The organism is Pseudomonas sp. 21LCFQ010 (assembly GCF_024129905.1).
Lineage (GTDB): Bacteria > Pseudomonadota > Gammaproteobacteria > Pseudomonadales > Pseudomonadaceae > Aquipseudomonas.
In genome coordinates this window covers 1-26,272 of sequence record NZ_JAMYDZ010000015.1, presented here as the reverse complement: position 1 = coordinate 26,272, position 26,272 = coordinate 1, and the positions used below count along the sequence as shown (strand labels likewise).

18 protein-coding genes and 1 rRNA gene are annotated in these 26,272 nt (G+C 61.9%); 8 read left to right on the top strand and 11 right to left on the bottom strand.

Annotation, left to right across the window (positions count from 1 at the left end; all coding sequences use genetic code 11):
• The first annotated feature begins 211 nt into the window (after positions 1–211).
• The 5 genes from NJC38_RS17405 (at position 212) to NJC38_RS17385 (ending at position 6,249) form a co-directional block, all read left to right on the top strand.
• The gene (locus NJC38_RS17405; protein WP_253116164.1) at positions 212–1,507 is read left to right on the top strand and encodes an NCS2 family permease; all 1,296 of its coding nucleotides are present in this window, start codon (positions 212–214) and stop codon (positions 1,505–1,507) included.
• On the top strand, positions 1,504–2,589 hold the full coding sequence (gene trmA, locus NJC38_RS17400; RefSeq protein ID WP_045483770.1) for a tRNA (uridine(54)-C5)-methyltransferase TrmA: 1,086 nt from the start codon (positions 1,504–1,506) through the stop codon (positions 2,587–2,589). Before NJC38_RS17405 ends, trmA begins: the two co-directional genes overlap by 4 nt.
• 416 nt (positions 2,590–3,005) lie before the next feature.
• Complete coding sequence (locus NJC38_RS17395) at positions 3,006–4,283, top strand: MFS transporter (RefSeq protein ID WP_045483773.1); 1,278 nt, start codon at positions 3,006–3,008, stop codon at positions 4,281–4,283.
• A gap of 96 nt (positions 4,284–4,379) precedes the next feature.
• Positions 4,380–5,255 (top strand): neutral zinc metallopeptidase, encoded by an 876-nt coding sequence (locus NJC38_RS17390; RefSeq protein WP_253116162.1) that lies wholly within the window; start codon positions 4,380–4,382, stop codon positions 5,253–5,255.
• A 4-nt stretch (positions 5,256–5,259) separates the two neighbouring features.
• The gene (locus NJC38_RS17385) at positions 5,260–6,249 is read left to right on the top strand and encodes a hypothetical protein (protein ID WP_045483776.1); all 990 of its coding nucleotides are present in this window, start codon (positions 5,260–5,262) and stop codon (positions 6,247–6,249) included.
• A 94-nt stretch (positions 6,250–6,343) separates the two neighbouring features.
• On the opposite strand, the gene NJC38_RS17380 is transcribed toward NJC38_RS17385, so the two are convergent.
• The 3 genes from NJC38_RS17380 to NJC38_RS17370 form a co-directional block, all read right to left on the bottom strand.
• On the bottom strand, positions 6,344–6,949 hold the full coding sequence (locus tag NJC38_RS17380) for an HAD family hydrolase (protein WP_045483779.1): 606 nt from the start codon (positions 6,947–6,949) through the stop codon (positions 6,344–6,346).
• Complete coding sequence (tesB, locus tag NJC38_RS17375) at positions 6,946–7,815, bottom strand: acyl-CoA thioesterase II (protein WP_045483782.1); 870 nt, start codon at positions 7,813–7,815, stop codon at positions 6,946–6,948. The genes NJC38_RS17380 and tesB overlap by 4 nt, the downstream gene beginning before the upstream one ends.
• 68 nt (positions 7,816–7,883) lie before the next feature.
• Complete coding sequence (locus NJC38_RS17370; protein WP_045483785.1) at positions 7,884–8,453, bottom strand: GNAT family N-acetyltransferase; 570 nt, start codon at positions 8,451–8,453, stop codon at positions 7,884–7,886.
• A 107-nt stretch (positions 8,454–8,560) separates the two neighbouring features.
• On the opposite strand from NJC38_RS17370, the gene NJC38_RS17365 reads away from it, so the two are divergent.
• On the top strand, positions 8,561–9,481 hold the full coding sequence (locus tag NJC38_RS17365) for a histone deacetylase (protein ID WP_253116160.1): 921 nt from the start codon (positions 8,561–8,563) through the stop codon (positions 9,479–9,481).
• A 15-nt stretch (positions 9,482–9,496) separates the two neighbouring features.
• Here NJC38_RS17365 and mmsB read toward each other — a convergent pair whose 3' ends face one another.
• The gene (gene mmsB / locus NJC38_RS17360; protein WP_253116157.1) at positions 9,497–10,384 is read right to left on the bottom strand and encodes a 3-hydroxyisobutyrate dehydrogenase; all 888 of its coding nucleotides are present in this window, start codon (positions 10,382–10,384) and stop codon (positions 9,497–9,499) included.
• A gap of 370 nt (positions 10,385–10,754) precedes the next feature.
• Between mmsB and NJC38_RS17355 the strand changes: the two genes are divergently transcribed.
• Positions 10,755–11,273 (top strand): Hcp family type VI secretion system effector, encoded by a 519-nt coding sequence (locus tag NJC38_RS17355; protein WP_045483794.1) that lies wholly within the window; start codon positions 10,755–10,757, stop codon positions 11,271–11,273.
• Between the two features lie 39 nt (positions 11,274–11,312).
• Here the strand turns inward: NJC38_RS17355 and NJC38_RS17350 are convergent, their stop codons facing one another.
• A complete protein-coding gene (locus tag NJC38_RS17350) occupies positions 11,313–12,734 on the bottom strand; it encodes a M20 family metallopeptidase (RefSeq protein ID WP_045483797.1) in 1,422 nt (473 codons plus the stop codon).
• A gap of 179 nt (positions 12,735–12,913) precedes the next feature.
• Here NJC38_RS17350 and NJC38_RS17345 point away from each other — a divergent pair, with 179 nt between their 5' ends.
• Positions 12,914–13,903, top strand: a complete 990-nt coding sequence (locus NJC38_RS17345) for a LysR family transcriptional regulator (protein ID WP_084709856.1) — start codon at positions 12,914–12,916, stop codon at positions 13,901–13,903.
• Here the strand turns inward: NJC38_RS17345 and NJC38_RS17340 are convergent.
• The 6 genes from NJC38_RS17340 to rrf all read right to left on the bottom strand — a co-directional run.
• On the bottom strand, positions 13,833–15,068 hold the full coding sequence (locus NJC38_RS17340) for an OprD family porin (protein WP_253116155.1): 1,236 nt from the start codon (positions 15,066–15,068) through the stop codon (positions 13,833–13,835). The two genes, NJC38_RS17345 and NJC38_RS17340, sit on opposite strands and share 71 nt — an antisense overlap.
• A gap of 138 nt (positions 15,069–15,206) precedes the next feature.
• On the bottom strand, positions 15,207–16,496 hold the full coding sequence (locus NJC38_RS17335; RefSeq protein WP_045483800.1) for an MFS transporter: 1,290 nt from the start codon (positions 16,494–16,496) through the stop codon (positions 15,207–15,209).
• A 282-nt stretch (positions 16,497–16,778) separates the two neighbouring features.
• Complete coding sequence (recD, locus tag NJC38_RS17330; RefSeq protein WP_253116153.1) at positions 16,779–18,848, bottom strand: exodeoxyribonuclease V subunit alpha; 2,070 nt, start codon at positions 18,846–18,848, stop codon at positions 16,779–16,781.
• Positions 18,845–22,534 (bottom strand): exodeoxyribonuclease V subunit beta, encoded by a 3,690-nt coding sequence (gene recB, locus NJC38_RS17325; protein ID WP_253116151.1) that lies wholly within the window; start codon positions 22,532–22,534, stop codon positions 18,845–18,847. Before recB ends, recD begins: the two co-directional genes overlap by 4 nt.
• Positions 22,531–25,995, bottom strand: coding sequence for an exodeoxyribonuclease V subunit gamma (gene recC / locus NJC38_RS17320; protein ID WP_253116148.1), 3,465 nt, complete (start codon positions 25,993–25,995; stop codon positions 22,531–22,533). The genes recB and recC overlap by 4 nt, the downstream gene beginning before the upstream one ends.
• Before the next feature lie 174 nt (positions 25,996–26,169).
• Positions 26,170–26,272 (bottom strand): 5S ribosomal RNA (gene rrf, locus NJC38_RS17315); the annotation flags it as partial.

The following is a 26,272-nucleotide window of genomic DNA, read 5'->3' as shown; positions in this document are numbered from 1 at the left end:
AGAGGGTGTTTACAAAATAGGCGAACGAAGGCAAGACAAGGCGAAATCGGACGAAAAAGCGCAGTGTACATTCAGTACATGAGCATGTGAGGTCGATTTCAACGCAGCATTGTCGAGTGCAGCCATTTTGTAGACACCCTCTCAGCCCGGCCTGTGTTTGGCTATTGGTATCGAATCATTCACGGCACAGGCCAGGTCCTCGGAGCCCGATATGCTGGAAAGGCTGTTTCAACTAAAAGCACACAACACCAACGTGCGCACCGAGATTCTCGCGGGCGTCACGACCTTCCTGGCCATGGCCTATATCCTGTTCGTCAACCCGAGCATTCTCGGCGAGACCGGCATGGACAAGGGCGCACTGTTCGTTGCCACTTGCCTGGCCGCAGCGATTGGCTCGGCAGTGATGGGCCTGGTTGCCAATTACCCGATCGCCCTGGCGCCGGGCATGGGCCTGAACGCGTTTTTCACCTACACCGTGGTCCTGCACATGGGCCATACCTGGCAGGTCGCGCTGGGCGCGGTGTTCATCTCGGCGGTGATGTTCTTCATCCTGTCGATTTTTCGCATTCGCGAGTGGATCATCAACAGTATTCCGCTGGCTCTGCGCTCGGCCATTGCCGCGGGCATCGGCCTGTTCCTGGCGCTGATCGCCCTGCAGAACGCCAAGATCATCACCTCGCACCCGGTCACCATGCTCAGCCTGGGCGATCTGAAAAGCCCGGCGCCGATTCTTGCCACCCTGGGTTTTTTCCTGATCGTCGCCCTGGAGCGGATGCAAGTGCGCGGCGCAGTCCTGATCGGCATCCTGGCGGTCACTCTGGCGTCCATCGTGCTGGGTTTCTCGCCGTTCGGCGGGCTGGTGTCGATGCCGCCATCGCTGGCGCCGACCTTCCTGCAACTGGACATCATGGGCGCGCTGGACGTCGGTCTGGTAAGCATCATCTTTGCCTTTTTGTTCGTCGATATCTTCGATAACTCCGGCACTCTGATCGGCGTCGCCAAACGCGCCGGCCTGATGGGCAAGGACGGCCACCTGCCGAAAATGGGCCGCGCGCTGATCGCCGACAGTACCGCGGCCATGGCCGGTTCGCTGCTGGGCACTTCGACCACCACCAGTTATGTCGAGTCGGCAGCCGGTGTCAGCGCCGGTGGACGGACCGGCCTGACCGCGATCGTGGTCAGCGTGCTGTTTCTGCTGGCGCTGTTTTTCGCGCCACTGGCCGGCAGCGTGCCCGCGTATGCCACCGCCCCGGCGCTGCTGTTCGTGGCCGTGCTGATGGCCTCGGGCCTGGCGGAAATCGACTGGGAGGACATCAGCGTAGCGGCGCCGGTGGTGATTACCGCGCTGGCCATGCCGTTTACCTATTCCATTGCCAACGGCATCGCCTTTGGCTTCATTTCCTGGACGGCAATCAGGCTGTTGTCGGGACGCGCACGCGAGCTCAATGCTGCGCTGCTGATCCTGTCGGTTCTGTTCGTCATCAAGCTGGGCTGGTTCAACGCATGAGTGTTTCCTTCGACCCCGCGAGCTACGAGCTGCAGCTCGCTGAAAAAGCCGCCCGCCTGCAAACGTTGCTGGCGCCTTTCGACGCACCCGCTGCCCAGGTGTTCGACTCGCCCCGCGAGCATTACCGGCTGCGCGCCGAGTTTCGCCTGTGGCTCGAAGGCCAGCAGCGTCACTACGCAATGTTCGCCCCCGGCGACAAGCACACGCCGATCCTGCTCGACGGCCTGCCCATCGCCAGCCAGCGCATCAATGAACTGATGCCGCTGCTGCGTGACGCCTGGCAGACCAGTCAGGCGTTGAGCTACAAGCTGTTTCAGGTGGACTTTCTGACCACGCTGTCTGGCGACTCGATGATCACCCTGTGCTACCACCGTCCGCTGGACGACACCTGGCAGGCGGCCGCCGAACAGCTGGCGGCGCAACTGAAGGTCAAGCTGATTGGCCGTTCTCGTGGTCAGCGGCTGGTGATTGGCCAGGATTACGTGACCGAGCAACTGCAAGTGGCCGGGCGTACCTGGCGCTACCGCCAGCCTGAGGGCGCGTTCACCCAGCCCAACGGCACGGTGAACCAGAAGATGCTCAGTTGGGCACTTGAAGCCATGGGCCAGCGCGACGACGACCTGCTGGAGCTGTACTGCGGCAATGGCAACTTCACCCTGCCGCTGGCGACCCGGGCGCGCAAGGTACTGGCGACCGAAATCAGCAAAACCTCGGTGAATGCCGCACTGGCCAACCTGGCCGACAACGGGGTAGACAACGTGACCCTGGTCCGGCTGTCTGCCGAGGAGCTGACCCAGGCGCTCAACGAGGTGCGGCCGTTCCGGCGACTGCACGGCGTAGACCTGAAAAGCTATGAATTCGGCACCGTGTTCGTCGACCCGCCACGGGCCGGCATGGACCCGGACACCTGCGAGCTGACCCGGCGCTTCGAGCGCATCCTGTACATTTCCTGCAACCCGCAGACCCTGGCGGCCAACATCGCACAATTGCACGACACCCATCGGGTCGAGCGCTGTGCGCTGTTTGACCAGTTCCCGTACACCCACCATATGGAATCCGGGGTTTTGCTGGTACGTCGCTGAGTTTTTTGGAGGGCTTCTGAAGGCGGCCTGAGCCGTATCGATTCTGTAGGAGCAGCTTCAGCTGCGAATCTAAAGCTGCAAATCTTTCGTTCGTAGCAAGGATCTTTGCCGCAGTTGTCTGAGCCTCAGGTTCCGCCCCGACGGGCGGGTTCCTTTGATGCGCCAAAGGAACCAAAGCGCTTGCGACGGCTAGTCCCGCTTCAAGCGGGATTCCCTCGCTCCGGCGCCGATTTGGCGTTCGGCGTCGTCTGTGCCATCTCGGCTCGAAGATCAAAAGCAGAAGCGACAACATCGGCATCGCTAGTGAACTTAACGCTACATCCGCGACCAAGGTCGCGCTTGCTTCAATAGGCAGCTACCTATCATTTGCGGTATAACGCGTACTCGCTTATCTGCCGCGTGTGTGGGTACCTGCCTTGAGTTGCGAATCACCTGCTTCGACTTCCACTTCATCGGGTCTGGCTCGTCAACCCGGATTTCTTGCGTTTCTGTTCGCCCGGTTGCTGGCCATGTTCGCCATGCAGATCCAGGCCGTGGTGGTCGCCTGGCAGGTCTACGACCTGACCCGCGATCCGATGGCGCTGGCCTATGCGGGCCTGGCGCAATTCATTCCCATGCTGCTGTTGTTGATGCCGGCCGGCGACCTGATCGACCGCTATGATCGCAAGCTGATCCTGATTCTGAGCTGGATCGTGCAGGCGCTGTGCGGGGTCATCCTGCTGCTGTTTTCATTCTTTGACCTGCATGACGTGCGCCTGGTCTACGCCGCGCTGGTGCTCTACGGCGCTGCACGGGCCTTTACCGGCCCGACCCTGCAGAGCCTGCTGCCACAAATCGTGCCCCGCGAGCGCCTGGCTTCGGCCATCGCGACCAACAGCGTAATCATGCGCTGCTCCACCGTAGCGGGTCCGCTGATCGGCGGCGCTCTGTATGCCTTGGGCGGCGCGGAGCTGACCTACTCGGCCTGCGTCGCCGCGTTCATCGCCGGCATCCTGCTACTGCCACTGGTGGCCACCCCTTACGCCGAAGCCCGCGCCCCGCTGGAAGGCAGCGGCTGGCAGCGCTTCACTGCCGGGATCGCCTTTATCCGCTCGCGACCGATTATTCTCGGCACCATTTCCCTTGACCTGTTCGCAGTGCTGCTCGGTGGCGTGATTGCGCTGTTGCCGATCTACGCCCATGAGGTGCTGCACCTTGGCCCACAGGGGCTGGGAGCGTTGCGCAGCGCCATGAGCCTGGGTGAGCTGGTCACCGGTGTGTACCTGAGCGTTCGGCCGCTGGACCGTCATGTGGGCCTGACCATGTTCATCGCCGTGGGCATCTTCGGCCTGGCCAATCTGCTGTTCGCACTGTCAACGCTGTTCTGGCTGTCGTTCGTGGCACTGCTGATCGCCGGGGCAGCCGATATGGTCAGTGTCTACATTCGCTCATCGCTGGTGCAGTTCTCAACGCCCGATGCCATGCGCGGGCGGGTCAATGCGGTGAACATGCTGTTCATTGGTTCGTCCAACGAACTGGGTGAATTTCGCGCCGGCACCAGCGCCTCACTGATCGGTGCGATCCCGGCGGCGATCACCGGTAGCCTCTGCACGCTCGGCGTCGTAGGCGCCTGGATGGCCGGTTTCAAGAGCCTGCGCCGGGTCGACCGGTTTGCCGATGCCGCACCACAGCAAACCGCCAGTACCCTGAAGTGACCGACGGGCTGGCGCAGCCCGATTACACCAGCAACACTTGTTTGTCAGGCCGTTCAAAAACGTCAGCAAGGCCGGTTGTTTGTCGAGGGCAGTTGTATGTTGTGGAAAAAAGGCCGACGGAGCGACAACGTGGTCGATGCTCGCAGTGACCGTAGCGGCATGCGGGTCGGCGGCAAGGGGCTTACCCTGGGCGGGGTGGCCCTGATCGTAGTGTTTGGCCTGATCACCGGCCAGGACCCGCTGCAGATTCTTGGCCAGATCACCGGGCAACTGGGGCAACAGAGCGCACCGCTCAGCCCACAGAGTCAATCCACTCTGCCCACTAACGACCCGCAGACCGAATTCGTGCGCGCCGTGCTCGGTGATACCGAAGACAACTGGCAAGCCGTGTTCAGCCAGGCAGGCCGGCAGTATCAGGAGCCCAAGCTGGTGCTGTTCAACGGCCAGGTCAATTCGGCCTGCGGCTATGCCACCTCGGCCACCGGGCCATTCTACTGCCCGGCCGACCGCAAGATTTATCTCGACCTGGATTTCTTCCGGGAAATGTCCCAGCGCTTTTCAGCGGCCGGCGATTTTGCTCAGGCTTATGTGATTGCCCATGAAGTGGGTCATCACGTACAGACCCTACTGGGCATTTCCGCCAAGCTCCAGGCCGCGCGCCAGAGCGGCCGACGCCTTGAAGGCAGCAGTGGCCTGCTGGTGCGCCAGGAGTTGCAGGCCGACTGCCTGGCCGGGGTCTGGGCACACAACGCGCAAAAGCGTTTGAACTGGCTGGAACCGGGTGATATTGAAGAAGCCTTGAATGCGGCCAACGCCATTGGCGATGATCGCCTGCAACGCCAGAGCCGCGGCCATGTGGTGCCCGACTCGTTTACCCACGGAACATCCGAACAACGGGTGCGCTGGTTCAAGACCGGCTTCGCCCAGGGCAACATCAACCAATGCGATACCTTCGCCGCCAAGAGCCTGTGAATAAATGATCAAACCGTTGTTGGCCCTGTTGTTGAGCAGCACTGTTCTGAGCCTGAGCGCCCATGCCGAAACCCCTCCCGCAAAATCCCTGAGCCCGGACCGGCTGGCGATCAACGGCGCGCAGGCCACCCTGGGGTTAAGCCAGGAGTGGGTCCACCCCAAACCACAGATCCAACGGGTGGTGATTGTCATCCATGGCCGCCAGCGTAACGCCCCGACCTACCTGCGCAGCGTCGAGCGCGCCGCCAACCAGTCCAAAGAGCGCAGCCGCACGCTGTTGATCGCCCCGCAGTTTCTGGATGAAAAAGACATCGCAGCCCACCACCTGGCAGACAATATTCTACGCTGGCATGAAGACGACTGGATTTCCGGCAGCCGCTCGGTGGGCAGCAAGGCGGTCAGCTCCTTTACCGTGCTGGATCACATTCTCAAGCGTCTGAGCGACGACAAGCTGTTCCCCAACCTCAAGGAAATCGTGATCGCCGGGCATTCGGGCGGCGCGCAGATGGCCCAGCGTTATGCATTGCTCGGCGGTCGTGAGGAGGCGCGGCTGAAACAGGCGCACATTCGTCTGCGCTACGTGATCGCCACGCCCTCGACCTATGCCTGGTTTGACGCAGAGCGGCCGGTGGCCAACCCGGCAAGCAACTGCCCGGGCTTCAACGACTGGAAATACGGCCTGGAAAAACTGCCGCCCTACGCCGCCAAGGTTGAGCGCGCCAGCCTTGAGAAAGCCTATGTGCAGCGTGACGTAACCTACTTGCTGGCGCTACAGGACAACGACCCGAACCATGTCTCGCTGGACAAGAGCTGCGCTGCCCAGGCCCAGGGCGCTGATCGGCTGACGCGCGGGCATAACTACTTCGATTACCTGACCAAACGCCACCCTACGGGCCTGAACCAGCGCATCGTGCTGGTGCCGAACGTGGCGCACAACGGCGATGCGATCTTTACCTCGCCGGAAGGTCAGGCGGTGCTGTTCAAACCGCTATAAGCCCGGAATCCGTAGGAGCCCTTAGGAGCCCGTAGGAGCCACTTCAGTGGCGAAAACCTTGATCCCTTCGCCACTGAAGTGGCTCCTACGACGCTCATGAATCCAGCATCGCCTGTAACGCTGTGCAATCGGCGGCATGCCAGTCGGTCAGTTCCGGCCAGGGATTGTCCGGTACATGGTCGGGCAGGTTGACCAGCACGGTGTGGGCGCCCGCCGCGCGGCCACAATTGAGGTCGTGAACGTAGTCGCCGACCATCACCATGTTCTGCGGCGCGACATCCCAGGCGCTGGCCAGTTTGAGCAGCCCGGCCGGGTCGGGCTTGGGGGTGGCCTCGTCGCGGCCGAGGACGTCCTGCACGGCAAAACAGTCCGCAATGCCAATCGCCGCCAAAGTGATATGCGCCAGCTCGCGGGCATTGCGGGTCAGGATGCCCAGCCGGTAACCGCGCCCGGCCAGCTCGCGCACCAGCGCCACCGCACCGGGCGCGGCTTTGGAACCTACCGCCAACTCGCGCTCGTGCTCCAGCAGCCAGGCGTGTTTGGCCGCGGCTTCGTCTGCCGGCAGGCTGGCCAGATGGCCGAGAATGTCGGCCTCGGGCGGAATGTCCAGGGCGCGCTTGATGGCCAGGAAATCATGCACCGCCAGTGTCAGGGTGCCGTCCATGTCGAACACCCAATGGCGAATCTCGCTCAGTTTCATGCCCAGTCCTTGCGATGACGAATCAGGCCTTCCTGGCTGACCGAGGCCACCAGTTGTCCGGCACGGTTGTACACGCTGCCACGAGAGAAACCACGGGAGTTGCCGGCCCACGGGCTGTCCATGGCATACAGCAGCCAGTCGTCAGCGCGCAGGTCACTGTGGAACCACAGCGAGTGATCCAGGCTGGCGACCTGCATATCGCGTTGCCACACCGTCTTGCCGTGGGGCAGCAGCGAGGTGGTCAGCAGGTTGAAGTCCGAGGCATAGGCCAACAGGTATTTGTGCAGCGCCGGGACATCCTTGAGGGTGCCATCGGCGCGGAACCAGATGTACTTGACCGGCTCACCCGGCTTGGGATCGTAGGGATCTTCAGCCGTTACCGGACGAAACTCGATGGGCTTGGGGCAGAGGAATTTCTCGCGCATCGCTTCGGGGATCAGATGCGCGCGGCGAGTCAGCAGTTCAAGCTCGCAAGGCAGGTTTTCCGGACCGGCAATCTGTGGCATCGCCGCCTGATGTTCGAAGCCTTGCTCGTCGTACTGGAACGAAGCGCTGCAGGTGAAGATCGGCTTGCCCTTCTGGATGGCGGTGACGCGCCGGGTACTGAAGCTGCCGCCATCGCGTACCCGATCAACGTGATAGACCACCGGCAACTGGGCATCACCTGGGCGCAGGAAGTAACCGTGCAGCGAATGCACGTGGCGGTCATCTTCTACGGTCTGGCTGGCCGCCGACAACGACTGGCCCAGCACCTGGCCGCCGAACAGCTGGCGAAAGCCCAAGTCCTGGCTACGGCCGCGAAACAGGTTTTCTTCGATGGATTCCAGCGTCAGCAGATCGACCAGATCTTCCAGCACTCGGCTCATTCATGACTCCTTGCACACAGAGGTTGCGCGTTCAAACGCGGCTATAGAGCCCAATGATACAAAATCCTTCAGCCTTGCAGGGTCGAAAGCCACTGCTCACGGTTGATGCGGTACAGCACATGGGGTTTGAGCGGATGATTATCGGCCAGCGCCGGATGGTCAAAATCACCCTGCAGGTCGGCGTGCATGCCGATGGCCTGCATGACTTTCTGAGAGGGCAGGTTGCTGCGCGCGGTAAACGACACTACCTGATCCAGCCCCAGCCGCTCAAAGCCACAGCCCAGTGCCGTCCAGGCCGCCTCGCTGGCAAAGCCCAGCCCCCAATGCTCACGCGCCAGCCGCCAGCCAATTTCCACGGCCGGGGTAAACGGCGCCTCGAAGTCCACCACCAGCAAACCGGTAAAACCGATAAACGCACCGGTGTCCTTGCGCTCCAGCGCCCACAGGCCGAACCCCAGCTCGGCAAAGTGCCCGCGCAGGCGGCCAATCATCGCGGCGCACTGCAAGCGGCTCATGGGCTCAGGGAAGTAGCGCATCACCTGCGGGTCGGCACACATGGCGGCAAAGGCCGGCAGGTCGTCGTCGCGCCATTGGCGCATCGTCAATCGCGGGCTATCGAGCGTGAGTATCGGTTCCATCCGTCATGTCTCCGGGCCATCTTCAATCATCGCGGCAGTGTAGTTGCAACTGTGCGATCAGTTAGGTTACTGGCACTATCGCGGTTTGACCCTGATGCTAAAGAAAAATGCCACTGCCGCTGATCTACCACGACGATTACAGCCCGCCCTTCCCGGCCGACCACCGTTTCCCGATGGACAAATTCCGCCTGCTGCGCGATCACCTGGTCGACAGCGGCGTAACCACTGACGCGCAACTGCTACGCCCTGAGCTATGCCCGGCGGATATTCTGGCCCTTGCCCATGAACCGGCCTATATCCAGCGCTTCATGAGCGGCGAGTTGTCCAGAGAGGATCAACGCCGTCTCGGGCTGCCGTGGAGCGAAGCGCTGGCGCGCCGCACAGTACGCGCGGTGGGCGGCTCGCTGCTGACCGCCGAACATGCCTTGCAACACGGCATGGCCTGTCATCTGGCCGGCGGCACGCATCATGCCCACTACGATTACCCGGCAGGTTTCTGCATCTTCAATGACCTGGCGATCATCAGCCATTACCTGCTCGGCAGCGGTCGGGTGGGCAGAGTGCTGATCTTCGATTGCGACGTGCATCAGGGTGACGGTACGGCCCGGCTGCTGGCCGATACCGATGATGCGATTACCGTGTCGCTGCACTGCGAGAAGAACTTCCCGGCGCGCAAGGCACAGAGCGACTGGGATATTCCACTGCCCATGGGCATGGGCGATATGGACTATCTGAAGGTGGTGGACGACACGCTCAATTACCTGCTGCCGTTCTACCAGCCTGACCTGGTGCTTTATGACGCCGGGGTCGATGTTCATGAGGACGACGCGCTGGGGTATCTGAAGCTCACCGATCAGGGGCTGGCGGCCCGTGACGAGGCCGTGCTGCACCATTGTCTGGGCCGCGATATCCCGGTAATGGGGGTGATCGGCGGCGGCTACAGCAAGGATCGCCATGCCCTGGCAAAGCGGCACGGCATCCTGCATCACAGCGCCCGCAAGGTATGGGACGAGCGCGGCCTGGGTTAATCAACTACGGCAGGGTCAGTGGCGGCTCAGATAACTCTCGATGATCGCGGAAAAATCCCGCCCGCCTTCGCCCCGCTGGCTCATGGCCTGAAACAACTGCTGGGCCAGCGCCCCGAGCAATACCGGCTGATGGGCAAGCCGCGCCGCTTCGGTGGCCAGGCCCAGATCCTTGAGCATCAGGTCGGCGGCAAAGCCACCGGTATAGCCTCGTGAAGCCGGTGCGGTCTCGACGATACCCGGCCAGGGGTTGTAGCTCTGCGAACTCCAGCAACTGCCGGTGGAGCTGTTGATGACCCCGGCCAGCACCTGAGTATCGATACCCAGTGCGTTACCCAGGGCCATGGCTTCGCTGACGCCGATCATCGAAATACCCAACAGCAGGTTATTGCACAGCTTGGCGATTTGCCCGGTACCCACCTCACCGCAATGCACGATATTACGGCCCATCTGCGCCAGAACAGGCTTGACCCGCTCGTAGTGCTGAATCGAGCCGCCGACCATGAACGTCAGCGTCGCGGCATTGGCCCCTGCCGTACCGCCGGATACCGGAGCATCACCCACTACCACGCCCTGGCTGGCGGCAATCGTGGCGATGTCGCGGATGCTCTGCGGGTCAATGGTGCTGCAGTCGAGCGCCGGGGTCCCGGTAGCGATACCGGCCAAGATACCGTTCTCGCCCAGAAACGCGCTGCCTACATGCGCCGCCGCCGGCAGCATGGTGATCACCAGGTCACTGCCTTGCGCCGCGTGCCTGGCAGAGTCTTTGATGTGCCCGCCCTGGGCTGCCAGCTCAGCCAGGGCGTTAGTGTCGAGATCGAACAGATGCAAATGATGCCCGGCCTTGAGCAGGTTACGGGCCATGGGCGCGCCCATGTTACCCAGGCCGATGAATGCGATTTTCATTGTTGTTCTCCATTGGCGTGCACAGCAGCAAGGCTTGCTCATCGAGCTACTGCGGGCAGCAATTGTGCCTTCCCTTCGAATACTAGCTCACCGCCTTGATGCGCAAGGCTTGCCGCCAGCCTGTGGATAACCCTGTGGATGATTTGTTGGAAAGCTGTATACGCAAGAGCGGAGAGGGACGCAAAGAACTGCGCAGTGCGGTGCTTAAGGATGCGCGATTTTTGCTTGAAAATACGCCAGAAAGCTTCCAATAAAAAATTAAGACATTGATTTATAAGCAATTTAAACGAAAGGCACGCTTCTTGACTTGTGCATCAGGTGGCCTCGCCGAATGACTCGGCGGGCACTTGAGCCTGCAAGGAGAACCTCCATGGCTACACCGGCCTATATGTCCATCACCGGCAGTAAACAAGGGCACATCACCAAAGGCGCTTCCACCGCTGACTCGGTGGGCAACAACTATCAGGAAGAACATGAAGACCAAGTGCTGGTCCAGGCCTTCAGCCACAAGATCAGCCTGCCCACCGACCCTCAGTCCGGACAGCCCGCCGGGCAGCGGGTCCATGATGCGGTGTGCATCACCAAGGTGTTCGACAGGGCTTCACCCTTATTGCTGGAAGCCCTGACCAAGGGCGAGCTGCTGCCCGAGGTTGAAATCGAGTGGTACCGCACCTCCAAGTCCGGAACCCAGGAGCATTACTACACCACCCATCTGGTGGACGCGATCATCGTCGAGATCCGCGACTACATGCACAACTGCCAGGACCCTGGCAGTGCCCACTTCACTCACCTGCAAGATGTCTACATGACTTACCGCAAGATCAGCTGGACCCACAAAGTCAGCGGCACCTCCGGCTCGGATGACTGGCGCAAACAGAAGACCGACTGATCGGCAGGCTCATCGGCCCGTCGTGCGGGCCGATGCACCTCAGGCAGGCAATCGGGCGCGTAGCGCCTGGGCCTGCTCACCCAGATCCCAGAACAACCCGGCCGCCGCCTTGAGCCCTTGCTCAACGATGCTTTCCAGCAAATGCTCGTCCGGCGCGTGCTGCTTGCAGGAGGGATAAGAGTGCGGCAGCCATACCGTCGGCAAGCCCAGTACATCAGCGAAGCAATGGTTGGGGATGGTCCCGCCCAGATTCGGCAGAATACTCACCGGCTCGCCCAGGCTGGTGCTGACTGAGCGGCTGACGAAGCCGACCCAAGGGTGCGCCGGGTCGAGCCGGGTCGCCGCATAGCCGCCATCGATCTGCACCTGCACCTCGGTAAAACCTTGCTCATCAAGATGGCGACGCAGGTTATCCGCCAGCCCCTGCCAGTCGGTGCCCTGGACAAAACGTAACTGGCAGACCATTTCCGCCCGGCCAGGAATCGCGCCAATCACCTTGACGGTACTGCCCGCAGACATCCCCACCACTTCCAGGGTATTACAGCCGAACAACTTCTCGCCCACGCTCAAACCGGGTTCACCCCACTGCAGATTGAGCTGCGGGTCGAAGCTTTCACCACCGACCGGCAGATCACGCACCAGCGCCGAGACCGACTCACTGATCGGTGCCGGGCGCAGAAAGTCGGCCTGCAATTGCCCGCTGGCCGATACCAGGCTCGCCAGCACATGGCCCATGACAATCGCCGGGTTGGTGATGATCCCGCCCCAGTTGCCCGAATGACGACTGCCATTGCCGGTGTCCAGGCTCAGACGGAACTGGCACACCCCACGCGAGCCGAGAAACAGCGTCGGCAGGTCATGACGCACCCGCGGTCCGTCAGAGGCCAGGAACAGATCCGCAGACAACGCCTCGGCATGCTCACGGCACGCTTGCTCCAGCCCTGGCGAGCCCACTTCTTCGCTCATTTCGAAGATGACTTTCAGGTTGAACCCCAACTGTCCCTGGCGGACCTGCAGCACCGCATCCAGCGCGGCCAGGTTGATACTGTGCTGGCCCTTGTTGTCGGCCGTTCCACGCCCATAAATGCGTCCGTCCTTGATGCTCGTGCGCCATGGCGCAGTGCCTTGCTGCCAAAGCTCATCCTGGCCACTGGTGACGTCACCATGGCCGTAGCTGAGCAAGGTCAGCAAAGCCGGGTCTTCAATACGCTCAGCCAGCAATAGCGGCGGTTTGCCGGCCTGCGGGTTGTCGATGATCCGGCAACTGAAGCCCATGCCCAACAGCACCGGCTGCAATTCGTCGTGCAGATAGGCGTGCAGTGCTGCGCTGCAATCAGGGTTCTGGCTTTCGGTACGCTGGGCGACACGGCGGTCAAGGATTTGCAGGAACGCACCACTGCTGTAGTGCCGTGCGGCCAGTTCCAGAGCATGTTCACGTGAGCAGGCAGAAGAGATCGACATATCAGGTTCCTTGCTATCAGGCATTGGTCGTCGGGCGCGACCAGCAAGCCCTCGACCGAACAGTGCCGCAGAGGTTAACGTGGCAGCCTGAGTTGCAACAATTATCAAGTTCTCAATTCAACCTTGTCTTTTTTGCAAGCCAGCCTTGCACTTGCCTGAAGCATCAATGGAGCCGCGCCATGCATGACCTGCCCTTGCGTTACTTCCACAGCGTGGCCAGGACCGGCTCGCTCTCGGCTGCTGCCGAGGAGCTGCACGTGGCCGTTTCGGCGGTCAGCCGACAGATCAGCAACCTGGAAGAAAACCTCGGGCTGCAATTGTTCGAGCGCAAACCGCGAGGCATGCAACTGACCGAGCCAGGCGAAGTGCTGCTGGCCTACGCCAACCGCAATCAGTTGGAAGTGCGCAACGTGATTGCCGAGATGCGCGGCCTCAACACCCTGCAACAGCACACCATCACCCTCGCCTGCCCGGAAGGCATGGCCTGGGAATTTCTGCCACGGGTGTGCGCGCAGTTCCGGGCCTTTCATCCCGGAGCGAGTTTCGATTTACAGGTGGTGGACGCCGCAAGGGCCTCGCAACTGGTCAAGGACGGCGTAGCCGACATCGCGCTGACCTTCAGCCTGACGCCGACCCTGGGGGTGGAGATTTCGCTCAGTTGCGACTCGCCGATCAGCGCGCTGATGCCTGTCAGTCACCCGCTGGCGAGCAGCGAGTCATTGACCGTGCAGGAACTGGCGCAGTATCCACTGGCCCTGCCGCATGCCGGGTCGACCATCCGCTATCTGTTCGACATCGCCTGCAACCTGCACAGCATGAACATTGTGCCGGCCTACGCCAGCCACTCTCTGGGCGCGATCTATAACGCGGTTCGTCACTCCACGGACGTGATTGCCTTGTGCGGCGCCGCCACCGTCAGCGGCACCGCCGCGCGTGACAACCTGCTGCTGGTGCCGATGAGCGACCCGCAATTGCGCCAGCGTAGCCTGCAGGTGCAGATCATGGCCGGGCGCAAGCTGCCGGTGCTGATCCGTTATTTCCTGAGTTTTCTGGAGGAACAATTGGTCAGCGTCAGCCAGCCCCCCGAGCCGGACACGCCTACCAGAAGTTCACGGAGTAAGTCAGGGCCAAGCGGTTTTCTTCGTAACGCGAGGATTCGCGCACGTTGACCCCGATGTTCATCCAGTTGGCCCCGAACCCCTTGAGCGGCCCGCTCTGCACCACGTAACTGAGCACTGAGGTGCGTTCGGTCTCGTGGCTCTGCTGGCCCAGATCAATGTCGTTGCCCTCCATCCAGCGCGCCATCCACTTCAAGCCCGGCACGCCCACGGCGGCAAAGTCATAGTCATAGCGCAGTTGCCAGGAACGTTCGCCAGGCTTGACGAAGCCCAGCGCCGACCAGTTGATCAGAAACGGCGCCGGCGCGTAGTTGTTAAAGGTCGGGAACGTGTCCAGGCCCAGCATGCGCTGGTAACCGGCACCCAAGGTGTGGCCGTTTTTGCTCAGGCTGAACATCAGCCCATAGGTGCGATTATCCACCCGGCCAGACAACGCTTGGCCCTGCTCGCGGGTGTTGTAGTAGCGCACATCGGTCTTGAGCGTGAAACCGCCGCCCAACGCAGCCTTGTGCACCAGCCCCAGGTAATGCTGGCGGTAGATGTCCTGCAGTTGTGCGTAGAAATACGAGCCGGACAACTGCGGGGTGAACGCATAGGTGGCGCCAGCGAAATCCAGACCGTCGCTGGCTTGCGCCGGGGTATCGCCCCACAGGTACAGGTCTTCGCGTTCGGAAGACTCACGGCCGGTGATGCTCCAGAGCCGCCCGGCTGTCAGGGTCAGGTCTTTGACCTCCCGCGACTCAAGCACCGCGCCCTCGTAGCGGGTCACCAGTTGCCGGGTCGGGTCGTAGGACACCACTGGCAAGTTCGGCCGCTGGTCACCGATGCGCAGTTCGCTCTTTGAATAGCGCAACTTCACCGCCAGGTTGGCCCGCCCGTAATCCTTGACCGGGCTGCCATCGGTGCTGACCGGCAGCACACCATCGGGCGAGCGGCCTTTGCCGCCATCGAGCCGATAGGCAAAGTCGGCGCCCAGGTCCAGACCGAACTGGATCGGTGTGTCGGTGTAACCGGACTTGAACTGCAAGTCAAAGCCCTGCGACCAACTGCCGGTGCGTGACTTGGGCGCATTGGCCTGTTTGAAATCGCGGTCGACGTAGAAATTGCGCAGCCCCAGGGTCAGGTGGCTGTCATCGAGCAGGTCGGCCCGGGCAGGGCCTGCGACGCACAGGCCGACGCTGGTGAGCAGTGCACAGGTAAGGCGCAAATCAGACATGGTCCACTCCAGAATCTTCAGGTGATTGGCGGCAATCAGCGAATCGTTGGCGTGCGAGCCCTCGCCCGTCACGACCATGGCGGGGCAAGAACAGGCAGGAGGTGGGGTGGCCCGGCCAAACGCCGGGCCAGCTGGCGATCAGTTGCGTTTGAGCTGCCGGGTAATGGCCAGCAAGGTGATCAGGCTGAGCAGACCGGTGACCAGCAGGTAGAAGCTCGGTGCAAGCTTGTTGCCGCTGGCGCCAATCAGCCAGGCAACAAAGAACGGTGTGAAGCTGCCGAAGATTGTGGTGCCGATGTTGTAACTCAGCGCCATACCGGTGGCCCGAACCCGGGTCGGGAACAGCTCAGCCATCAGCGCGGGCAGACCGCCGAAATACACAGCCTTCAGGACGCTCATCCAGAACAGCACCGCCAGCAACGCCATCAGGGTCGGCTGCGCTGCCAGCCAGGAGAACGCCGGGTAGATACTGGCGATGAACACCAGCGCGGCCCAGAACATGATGCGGGTGCGGCCAAACACATCGGAAAGGTGACCGATGAAGGGCGTCAGCACGGTCAGCACCAGGCCACTGAGCAGCGTACCGGCAAAACCGATCGAGGCGGTCAGGCCCAGTTGCTTTACCGCATAAGTGGGCATGTAGATGATCACGTAGCTGACCGAGGTCGACAGCACCAACGCGCCAATGGCGAGCAGCATGCGGTACTTGTGCTGCCTGAACAGCGTACCGGCCGGTGCGTGCTCGGCTTCGCTCTGCTTGAACTCGCCGGCTTCTTCAATATGCCGCCGGATGTACAGCCCCACCGGGCCGATCAGCAGGCCGAACAGAAACGGAATACGCCAGCCCCAGGACTCCAGTTGGTCGACGGTCAAGGTCGAGCTGAGCAGCAGACCGAAGCCCGATGCCAGCAGGCCGCTGATGCCCTGGCTGGCAAACATGAAGCTGGAGATCAGCCCTTTGCGCTCTGGCGCATGCTCGACCAGCAGCGCCGTGGCACTGCCGAATTCGCCACCGGCAGAAAACCCCTGGATCAACCGCGCGGTAAAAATACCGATGGGGGCCAGGATACCGATGGTGGCATAAGTGGGCATGATCGCGATCAGCAAGGTGCCGAGCATCATCAGCCAGATGGACACCAGCATCGCAGCTTTGCGTCCGACCCGGTCGGCGTAGGAGCCCAGCACGATCGCGCCCAGTGGGCGAATCAGGTAAGACACGGCAAAGGTGCCCAAGGCCAGCAGCAATGACACGGTTTCATCGGCGGCAGGGAAGAACAGCTTGGAAATGGTCATGGCAAAGAAGCCATAAACGATCAGGTCAAACCACTCCAGGGCGTTGCCGATGGAGGAAGCGATGACCAACTTGTACAGCTTGCTACGGGGCATGCGGCCGGCCAGCGGTTGGGTCGTCATCTGCGCAGTTGTCATTATTCGAAGCTCCAGCAGGTAGTCGGTGACGTGGCGGGAGGAAGGGGGCGTCATCCTTGAAAATCGATGGTAGGGACCTGCCAGGTTTCCCACAATTATGCATTTCAGAAGCAAACGTTGCGCTCAAGGCAAAACGCATCTGCTACATTTTGGCCGCTTGAGCGATATTAGTGCCCACAGGCCAGCGAGCGGCCGCAAAGGCCCGAACTGAACGCCCCGGCAATCAGCAGGCCGGCAAGAAGAGGCCAGGGCGCACAGCGCATGCACCCTGGTTTGGCGGGGTTATAGCTCCAGCATCAAGCCGCTCAAACGCTTGACCTTGCGTTGCAGGGCCTGCTCAAAAACACCCTGGCGTGGCTCGATCAGGCTGAACCATTTACGCGCACGGGTGATGCCGGTGTAGATCAGTTCTTTGGTCAGCACCGGGTTCAAGGCATCGGGCAGGATCAGCGCGGTGTGGGCGAATTCCGAGCCCTGGGACTTGTGCACGGTCATGGCATACACCGTCTCGACATCGTTGAGCCGGCTAGGCAACACAAACCGCACACCGCCGCTGCCGTCGTTGCGCGGGAAAGCCACCCGCAATACCTGACGCGTCTCACCTTCGCGCTCCGGTACCCGCAAGGTGATGCCGATATCGCCGTTCATCAAGCCCAGGCCATAATCGTTGCGGGTCATCAGCACCGGGCGGCCTTCATACCACAGCTCGTCGTCGATCAGGCCGGCACTGAACAAGGCTTGGGTAATACGCTGATTGAGCCCTTCGACACCCCACGGGCCTTTGCGTACCGCGCAAAGCAACTGGAATTCATCGAACGCCTGCAACACCGAGCGTGCCCATACTGTCCAGCACTCATCGAGCAGATCGGCGCCCTCTGTCGGTCTCTCGATTGCCAGCACGTTCAGGTAATGCCGGTAACCTTGCGGGCTGTCAGCGCCTTCGCCGAGTCCTTCCAGTGCCAGGCGCTCAAAACTGCGATCCTGCTCGTTCTTCAACAAGCGCACATGCAGGTCGGAATGGCTGTTGGCTGCCAGCAGCTCGCGCGCCCTGGCATGTTCCTGCCGATTGACCAGCCGAGCCAGTTGGCCAATGCCGCTGCCCTGGCCGAAGCGTCGTGAGTGCCGCAGCATCACCACCTGCTGGGCTAACGGATGCTGCTGCCCATCGCCTTCCTGCAGGCCACTGCTGGCCAGGCTTTCACCGCTGACCGACTCCAGCCAGGCGCGGGTATGCGGACTGTACAGGCCAATTTCGGCGTCGCGACACAAATCGCCCAATACCGCACCCGCTTCTACCGAAGCCAATTGGTCCTTGTCACCGAGCAGCACCATTCGTGCGTGTGGCGGCAAGGCATCGAGCAGGTTGGCCATCATTTCCAGGTCGATCATCGACGCTTCGTCCACCACCAGTACATCCAGCGGTAGCGGATTACCGGCATGGTGACGAAAATGCCGGGTGCCGGGGCGGCTGCCCAGCAGGCGGTGGACGGTGGTGACCTCACTGGGGATCTTCTCACGCACTGCCTCATCGACCTTGAGCTGTTGCACTTGCTGGCTGATCGACTCGGTGAGCCGCGCCGCGGCCTTGCCGGTCGGCGCGGCGAGCCGGATGCGCAGCGGCTGACCACTGGCCACTGCCGGCGCCTGAAGCAGCGCCAGCAGGCGTACCACCGTGGTGGTCTTGCCGGTGCCTGGGCCGCCGGTGATGATGCTGAACGCCTTGCGGGTTGCCAACGCGCAGGCCAGTTTCTGCCAGTCGATCTGCTCGCCGGCCTGACCAAACAGCGCATCCAGGCGCGTGCGCAGGTCGGCCGGCGTCGCCTCCTGCTCAGCCAGCCGCTGGTGCAACACCGCATCGATACGCCGTTCGTAGTTCCAATAGCGGCGCAGGTACAGACGCCGCCCGGCCAGCACCAGCGGCCGCTGCCGGTCTTCACCTGGTGCCAGAGCGACCAGTGCGCTGTGTTCCAGAACCTGACACCAGGCGGCGCCGTCCAGGCCGGCCAGCAGTTGTGACGGCAGCAGCGTCGGGCCGCTCTGCACGTCACCTTCCGGCGGCAGCGACAGGGCGAAGTCAGGCGCCTTGAGGGTCTCGAACAGGTCCAGGCACACATGACCATGACCTAACTGGTGACTGGTCAAGGCTGCCGCCAGCAGTACCCGCGGGTCGGCGTGCGGATCAAGGCTGGCCAGAAACGCAACGAATGCCCGGTCCAGCGAGCGCAGCCAGCCACGCTCGCTCCAGCGGTCAAGCAGCATCAGCAGGTGATCGACCCGCGCCAGCGGCGCCAGGCCAGTCAGGCTGTCAGCCTGCAGCGGGGTGGGCAGTAACTGGGCAAGGGTACGGCTCATGCGGGCTCTCCTGACTCAGCCGGGATGGGTAACAGGCCCTGAAACAGCAAGTCGAGGCTCTCGATCAACTCGCGGGGTGGGCGGGTGAAATACACGCCCTGCCCCGGCGCCCGGTTACCGCGCAAGAACAGATACAGAGCACCGCCCATGTGCTGGTCATAGTCGTAGTCGGCCAGGCGCGCCTTGAGCTGACGATGCAGCGCCAGCAGGTACAGCACGTATTGCAAGTCGTAACGGTGTTCAAGCATCGCCGTCTCCATGGCCGCCGGTGTGTAGGCGTCGTCATCGGCACCGAGCCAGTTGGATTTGTAGTCGGCCACGTAGTAGCGCCCTTCATGCTCAAAGGTCAGGTCGATAAAGCCTTTGAACATGCCATTGAGCGCGGCAGGCTGCAGCGGCGCACGAGGCAGGTTGCGGTGGGTATGGCGGCGTACCAGCTCATCCAGCCGCAGCACATCGACCTGACGACTGGCGAACCAGAACTCCATCTCGATCCGGTACTGATTGGGTTGCTCAAGGCCGCTCAACGAGGCATTGCCCGGCAACGGCAATGGCATCTGTAACAGGTCCAGCAGCCAGTCGCTGAGCGGTTTGATCCAGCTGTCCCAGCCGCGCCGGCTACAACGCCGCGCCACGGTGTCGCGTACGCCTTCGGGATCACTGGCCGTCAGTGCAAAGCCCTCTTTACCGGCCCATTCCAGCAGGCCATGGAGAAAGGTGCCCGGATTCGGCCCGCGCGGGAAGCGATGAATGTCGGTAGCACCCGGTACTGCTTCACGGGCCGCTTGCGGGTCAGGACGGTCGTCGTCGAACAGCTTCTGGGCCAGCGCCGTGTCTGGTGCGCTGTCGCTGCCAGTGAGCATGCCATCACCAATGCGCAGCGCACTGTAGGAGGCAATCCACCAGTTTTCAGCCGCCTTGCGCCGAGGCGTCAGCGGCTTGAGCAGCGCGGCCTGATTACGTGGCGCGCTAAAGCGCTCTGCGCAAGGCTCAGGGAGTGGCTCCAGCAACATGGCCGGGCTGTCCTTGACCAGCGCATTGAGCCATTCACCCAGTTGCGCGCTATCGCTCAGTGCAGCACCACCACCGAGCAGGTAGCCCAGCGCCGAGCGATGCAGTTGCGAGTTTTTCCCGGCGCCGCGCTTGAGGTCGGCGACGCCCAGCCAGCACGCGTGCTCAGAGCGGGTCAGCGCCACATAAAGCAAGCGCAGGTCTTCAGCCAGGCGTTCGTCGTCGGCGCACTCGATCAGCTCTGCGGTCGGTTGCAGGCTGATCCGCGCCAAGCCGTCATCATCGTGAAACTGTAGCGGCAGGCGACTGCCATCCACCGGTTTGCTGGAGCAGATGAACGGCAGAAATACCAACGGGTACTGCAAGCCCTTGGATTTGTGGATGGTCACCACCTTGACCAGTTGCTCGTCGCTTTCCAGACGCAGGATCTGCTCTTCACCGGCCTGGCCGCTGAGCATCAACTGCTCGCCCAGATGGCGAATCAGCGCCTGCTCGCCATCCAGTTCAGCGGCGGCCTGTTGCAGCAACTCGGACAAATGCAACAGGTTGGTCAGCACCCGCTCGCCATCACTGCGGGCGATCAGGGTCTGCGGCAACTGGAAGTCATGCAGCAGGCGACGCAGCATCGGCAGTACGCCCTGATAGCGCCAGACGTTGCGATAGCCACGAAACTGCATCACCCGCCGCTCCCAGGCCAGTTCGTCCTGATTCAGCCGTTCCAGTTCGGTCAGTGGCAGGCCGAGGGTGATGCTCGCCAGTGCGCCACGCAGGGTCCGTTCGGCATCCGGTTCGGCACAGGCCTTGAGCCAGGCAAGCACATCATGGGCCTCTTGGGCGGCGAACACCGAGTCTTTATCCGACAGGTACACGCTGCGCACCCCACGGGCGGCCAGCTCGCCGCGCACCGCCTGGGCCTCTTTGCCATCGCGTACCAGGATCGCAATGTCTGCTGGCAACAGCGCGCGCAGCGCCTCGCCGGGGCGGACAAAACCGGCTTCCCCGCGCTGACCGGCATTGAGCAAGCGGACGATCTCACTGGCACAGGTCGCCGCCAGTTGCTGTCGATAGGTTGCACCGGAGACGGGCTGATCGTCACAGAGTTGCCAGATGGTCAGTGCCGTGAGCGGCTGGCCGGCAAGCTCCAGACGCTCTTTGCGCCCCTGAGCCAGCGCCGGGGCAAAGGGCACCGGGTTGTCATTGCCGTGGCGAAACAGGAACGCACCGCGCCCGCTGTCTCGCTGCTCGGCGCGCATGAACACCTGGTTGGCCGCCTCGACCATGGCGACACTGGAGCGAAAATTGGTGTCCAGTGTATGCCAACGGCCCGCAGTGGCTTTGCGGGCGCGCAGGTAGGTGTAGATATCAGCACCGCGAAAGGCGTAGATCGCCTGCTTGGGGTCGCCGATCAGGAACAGACCGGTGCTTTCGTCGTTTTGCTCCAGACGATAGATGCTGTCGAAGATCCGGTACTGCACCGGATCGGTGTCCTGGAATTCATCAATCAGGGCCACCGGGAACTGCTCACGGATCAGGGTCGCCAGGCGGTCGCCGCCACTGGCATTCAACGCAGCATCGAGGCGCAACAACATGTCGTCGAAGCCCATTTCGGCACGGCGGCGTTTTTCGCTTTCAAAACGCAGGCTGACCCAGCGAGCGGCATGCTGCAATAACTGCGCATCGGGGGTCGGCAGGTCGTCCAACTGACGCTTGAGAGTCAGCATGGCATCAAGTGCCGGGTGCGTCGGCGGGTTACTCTTCCAGGATTCAGCAACGCCGTCAGGCGTCAGACGGGTAAAGCCGGTACCCAGATCAAGGTCGACCTGATCCTCGTCCTGCGCCCAAGTAGTGAGTTTGTCGAACCAGGGCTTGAAGTAACGCTCTTGAATCTGTCGGCCATTGACCTGCTTGGCCGCCACCGCCTGGGTGAAGATCGTATCCAGTTCCTGTGCCCAGGCTGCCCAGGGTGCCTTGAGTGCCCGCAGCGCGGCACGGCGCCGCTCCAGTGTCTCAGCGATCAACTGCGCAGGCTCTTGTTCCACCACCGGGTAATCACGACCGAACAGGCCGCGCACCCGTGATAACAGCGCATTCGGCCCGCCCCAGTGGTCCCGCACCCAGTCCAGTGCAACGCCATCCATGGGGTAACAAAAACATCGCCAGTAATCGCGCAGCACTTCGCCGAGCAATTCACTGTGGTCGGTTTCCAGACTCTGGGTAAACAGGCTGCCGCTGTCGAAGGCGTGCTCACGCAGCATGCGCTGGCACCAGCTGTGAATGGTCGAAACAGCCGCTTCGTCCATCCATTGCGCGGCGATATCCAGCCGGCTCGCGCAGCCGGGCCATTGCTCAGGCTCGAAGTCGCTGCGCAGTTCGGCGATCAAGGCATCGGGGGCCGGGATCTCGTCGCGGAAAAAACGTGCCGCTTCAGCCAAACGGGTACGAATCCGGTCACGCAGTTCCTTGGTCGCGGCGTCGGTGAAGGTCACCACCAGAATCTGCGGCGGCAACAACTCACGGCCAAAGCCGGTCAACTCGTCACCATGGCCCAGTACCAGGCGCAGGTAGAGCGCCGAAATGGTGAACGTCTTGCCGGTGCCGGCGCTGGCTTCGATCAGTTGGCTGCCACGCAGCGGAAAGCGCAGCGCCAAGGGGCGCGAGGTCAGGGAGCTATTCATTGACCGGCCTCCTCGCCCTGCCAGGGCGCATCGAACAAGGGTTTGTACAGCGACTCACACCAGCCGGAAAAGAGCTCGCTGTCTTGCAGAGCGGCAAAATCCGGGTATTGGCGCAACAGTGCCGTGCTTTCGGCGCGTTCGCCGTTAGTGTTCTGACCATCGCCTTCATAAGCTTTACGCGCCGCAGCTTCAGCCTTGAGATCGTCGCCGGCCTGAGCCAGCCAGGCAAACGCCGTCTTGGCGGCGACCGGTAACGGATGCTGCATACCGTTGAGCCAGCCGCTCAACAGATAACCCAGGCACTCACGGGCGGCGTCTACCTCCAGAGGCGGCAACAGCAGGGTTTCATCGCTGGCCACCAAGGCGGTGGTGAGGCTCAGGTCACAAGCCGAAGCCGCCAGGTGATTGACCCATGGACGGATCAGACGATGCCATTTGCGGGTCTTTTGCGAGCCGATGGCATTGGGCACCACGGTGACCGCCAGCAACTGACCTTGAGCATTGCGATGCAAGCCGCCCAGCCAGCCTTCAAGACGAACCTGGCGGTACTCGAAGCTGACCGGCAAAGCGCTATGGACCGGCTCAGGCCAGCGGCTGAGCAATGATTGATAACGTTGCAGTACATCCGGTAACGGCGCGATCAGTTCGGCCTGCATTGAGGTGCCGAACCCGGCCATCGGCAACAGACCGCTGCCCTGCAAGCGTTGCGCCTGGGACTGCATGGCCTGGTCGCTGTTATCCAGGTCGAGCAGCGCCGCAGCCAGCAGGCTTTCACTGAGCCCATAGCGTTGCAGCGCATCAAGCACGAACGGCTCTTCATCAGCCAGTGGTGCCTGGGCCTGATCGAAGAAAATTTTCAACCGCTGGGTATAGAAATGCTTGACCGGATTACGCAAGAAATCCTGCAACAGCGCCAGCGTCAGCGGCTCTTGTGGATCATGGGCAGACAATTGGGTCTGCTCCAGAGGCGCGGCGTCGCCGCTGTGCAGCGCCTGCCACTCACGGGCAAAACTGAAGTAGCCATAACCTTCATGAAAATACCGGGCACTGAACGGCTGTAGCGGATGGGCCAGGGTCAGCGCGTTGAGCAGAGCTTCACCGCTCGTCAGGTCAGACTCGTCCTGCGCGAGTCGCCAACCACTGGCCAGGTGATCACGCAGTTGGCCGATCAGCACCGAAGAGGGCCGCTCGCTGTTGTCCCGGATGCTGTGGCCGACCCAACTGATATACAGCTGGTCACGGGCCGACAACACGGCTTCAAGCAACAGATAACGATCATCCTCGCGACGTGAGCGGTCACCGGGGCGGTAATCACTGCCCATCAGGTCGAAGTCCAGCGGCGGCTGCGCGCGCGGATAGTCACCGTCGTTCATGCCCAGCAGGCAGACCACCTTGAACGGAATGGCACGCATCGGCATCAGTGTGCAGAAGTTGACCGAGCCGGCGAGGAAACGCTGCGACAGACGCCCTTGATCGAGACCGGCCAGCCAGGCTTCGCGTACCACCGTCAGCGGCAATGGATCGAGCAAACCGACTGACTCACAGGTCTGTAGCCAGTCCTCATGGAGGTTCTCCAACTGCACCAGCAGGTAGTCATCGTGTTCGCTCTGCGCCTGGAAAAACACCTGAATGAGGTTCTGCAGACGCACACCCCAGTCCTGCGCAGTGGCCTGCGTGGAAAGCTCGGCATGCGCCACATCCAGCGCATCAATCAAGGCCACCAGCGGGCCGATCAGCGCGGCGTCCAGGCCGCCGATTTCATCGTAAGGTTCGATGTCCTGAAACGCGGCGCCGGAGCCTACTGCATACCCCAAGAGCATGCGCTGTAAGCCAAATTGCCAGCTATTCTGCTCCAGCGCCTCGGGCAATCCGAGACCTTCGCGCTGACTGGCATCCAGCCCCCAGCGCACACCGGCGCCTTCGATCCAGCGATGCAGGGTCGGCAGGTCACGCTCCTTGATCCCAAAGCGGGCACGCAGCGCCGGGACATCCAGCAGGTCAAGGATTTCACTGACCGGAAAACGGCTGTCGGGCAGCTTGAGCAAATGCTCCACCGCGATCAGCAGCGGCTCGCGACCACGCTGACCCTGGTCTGCCAGGGTGAAGGGGATGAAGCGTTTGTCGTCGCGCTCAAGCTGGCCGAACACTGCGCGGATGTGTGGCGCATAGCTGTCGATGTCCGGGACCATGACGATCACATCGCGGGGGCGTAACTGAGGATCTTTGCTGAACCGGGCGAGCAACTGATCATGGAGAATCTCCACCTCACGCTGGGCACTGTGGGCCACATGAAAGCGGATCGAGCGGTCTTGCAGGGTATCGACTGCGGGCCATAGCTCACGGGTTTCGTCCAGCGGGCGCAGTTCCAGAATATCGTCCTGCAACTGGCTGAGCATGTGGTGTGGCTCGCCCTCGCTGAACAGGTCAATGCGCTCGTCCTTGAAGCAGAAACGATAGCTGTGCGGGTTGTCGTGACTGTCCAGCAGGTTGATGTAATCACGGCCTTGCTTGCCCCAGGCTGCGAGCAACGGGTGCGCGTGCTGATGCAAAGTCTGTGGATCAAGCACCTGAGGCGTACCGGGTTTACGTGCCTGGCGCTTGTATTGGTGACGCAGCAGGTCTTTGTCAGCGACGATATCGGCCCAGTGGTGCCGACACGGGTTATGCACACACAGCAGCACCTGACTGAACCTGGCCAGACCGGCCAAAGCCTCCAGCGCCTGGGCCGGCAACGATGAAATACCAAAGACGATGACCCGTGGCGGTAACCCCGGCACCGCATCGGTCATGGTCTGAACCCGCTCGATGAAACGCTGATGCACTCCGGCACGGCTCTGGGCCATACCGGCAACACCGACATCGTGCAGCAGGGCGCGCCACAGTTCGGCCTGCCAGATATTGGCCGGGTTCAATGGCTTGATTTCGCCGCGCACCGAACGTAACTGATGGCGACCGGCAGCCCAGTCTTCCAGCCAGTCGGCGCGATACACCTGATACTGGTCAAAGAGGTCAGCGAGACGCTCGGACAATTGATAACGCTTGCGCAGGTCGGTGTCTGCGGTCAAGAACCGTTGCAGCGGCTCGAAGTGTGGCTGATTGATCAACTCCGGTAACAACCGCATCAGCCGCCAGGTCAGGGGCGCCTTGTCCAACAGAGAGGTCTGCGGGATCTCATCGCGGCCCAGTACGGCGCGGTAAAGCTGCCACATGAAACTGCCCGGCAGTTGCACATCGATAGCGGCGGCAATGCCGCAACCGCCGAGGTCGTCATCCTCGGTATCTTCGGCCAGGGCAAGCTTGAGCCATTGCGCGATCCCGTTGCTCTGTACCAAGGCAATTTCATTCTCCAGCGGCGCCAGAGGGTAACGCCGCATCCAGGACACCACCAGGCTGCGCAACTCATCCAGTCGATTGCCATGAACCACCATGAAACCGGCGTTCAGTGAGGTAGTGTGTGGCATGCGCATCCCTGACCTGTTGGAAAAATAGCCAAGCGCGCACCATAAGGGCTAAGAGGGGCAGCGTCCAGTTGCAACAGCTTCGCGAGCAAGCTCGCTCCCCCATGCATACGGCATGTTTTCCGCGCGCAAAGCAAAACCCCCGATCGCAGAGCGATCAGGGGTTCTGTGTTTGAATCTTGACGATGACCTACTCTCACATGGGGAAGCCCCACACTACCATCGGCGATGTATCGTTTCACTACTGAGTTCGGGATGGGATCAGGTGGTTCCAACACTC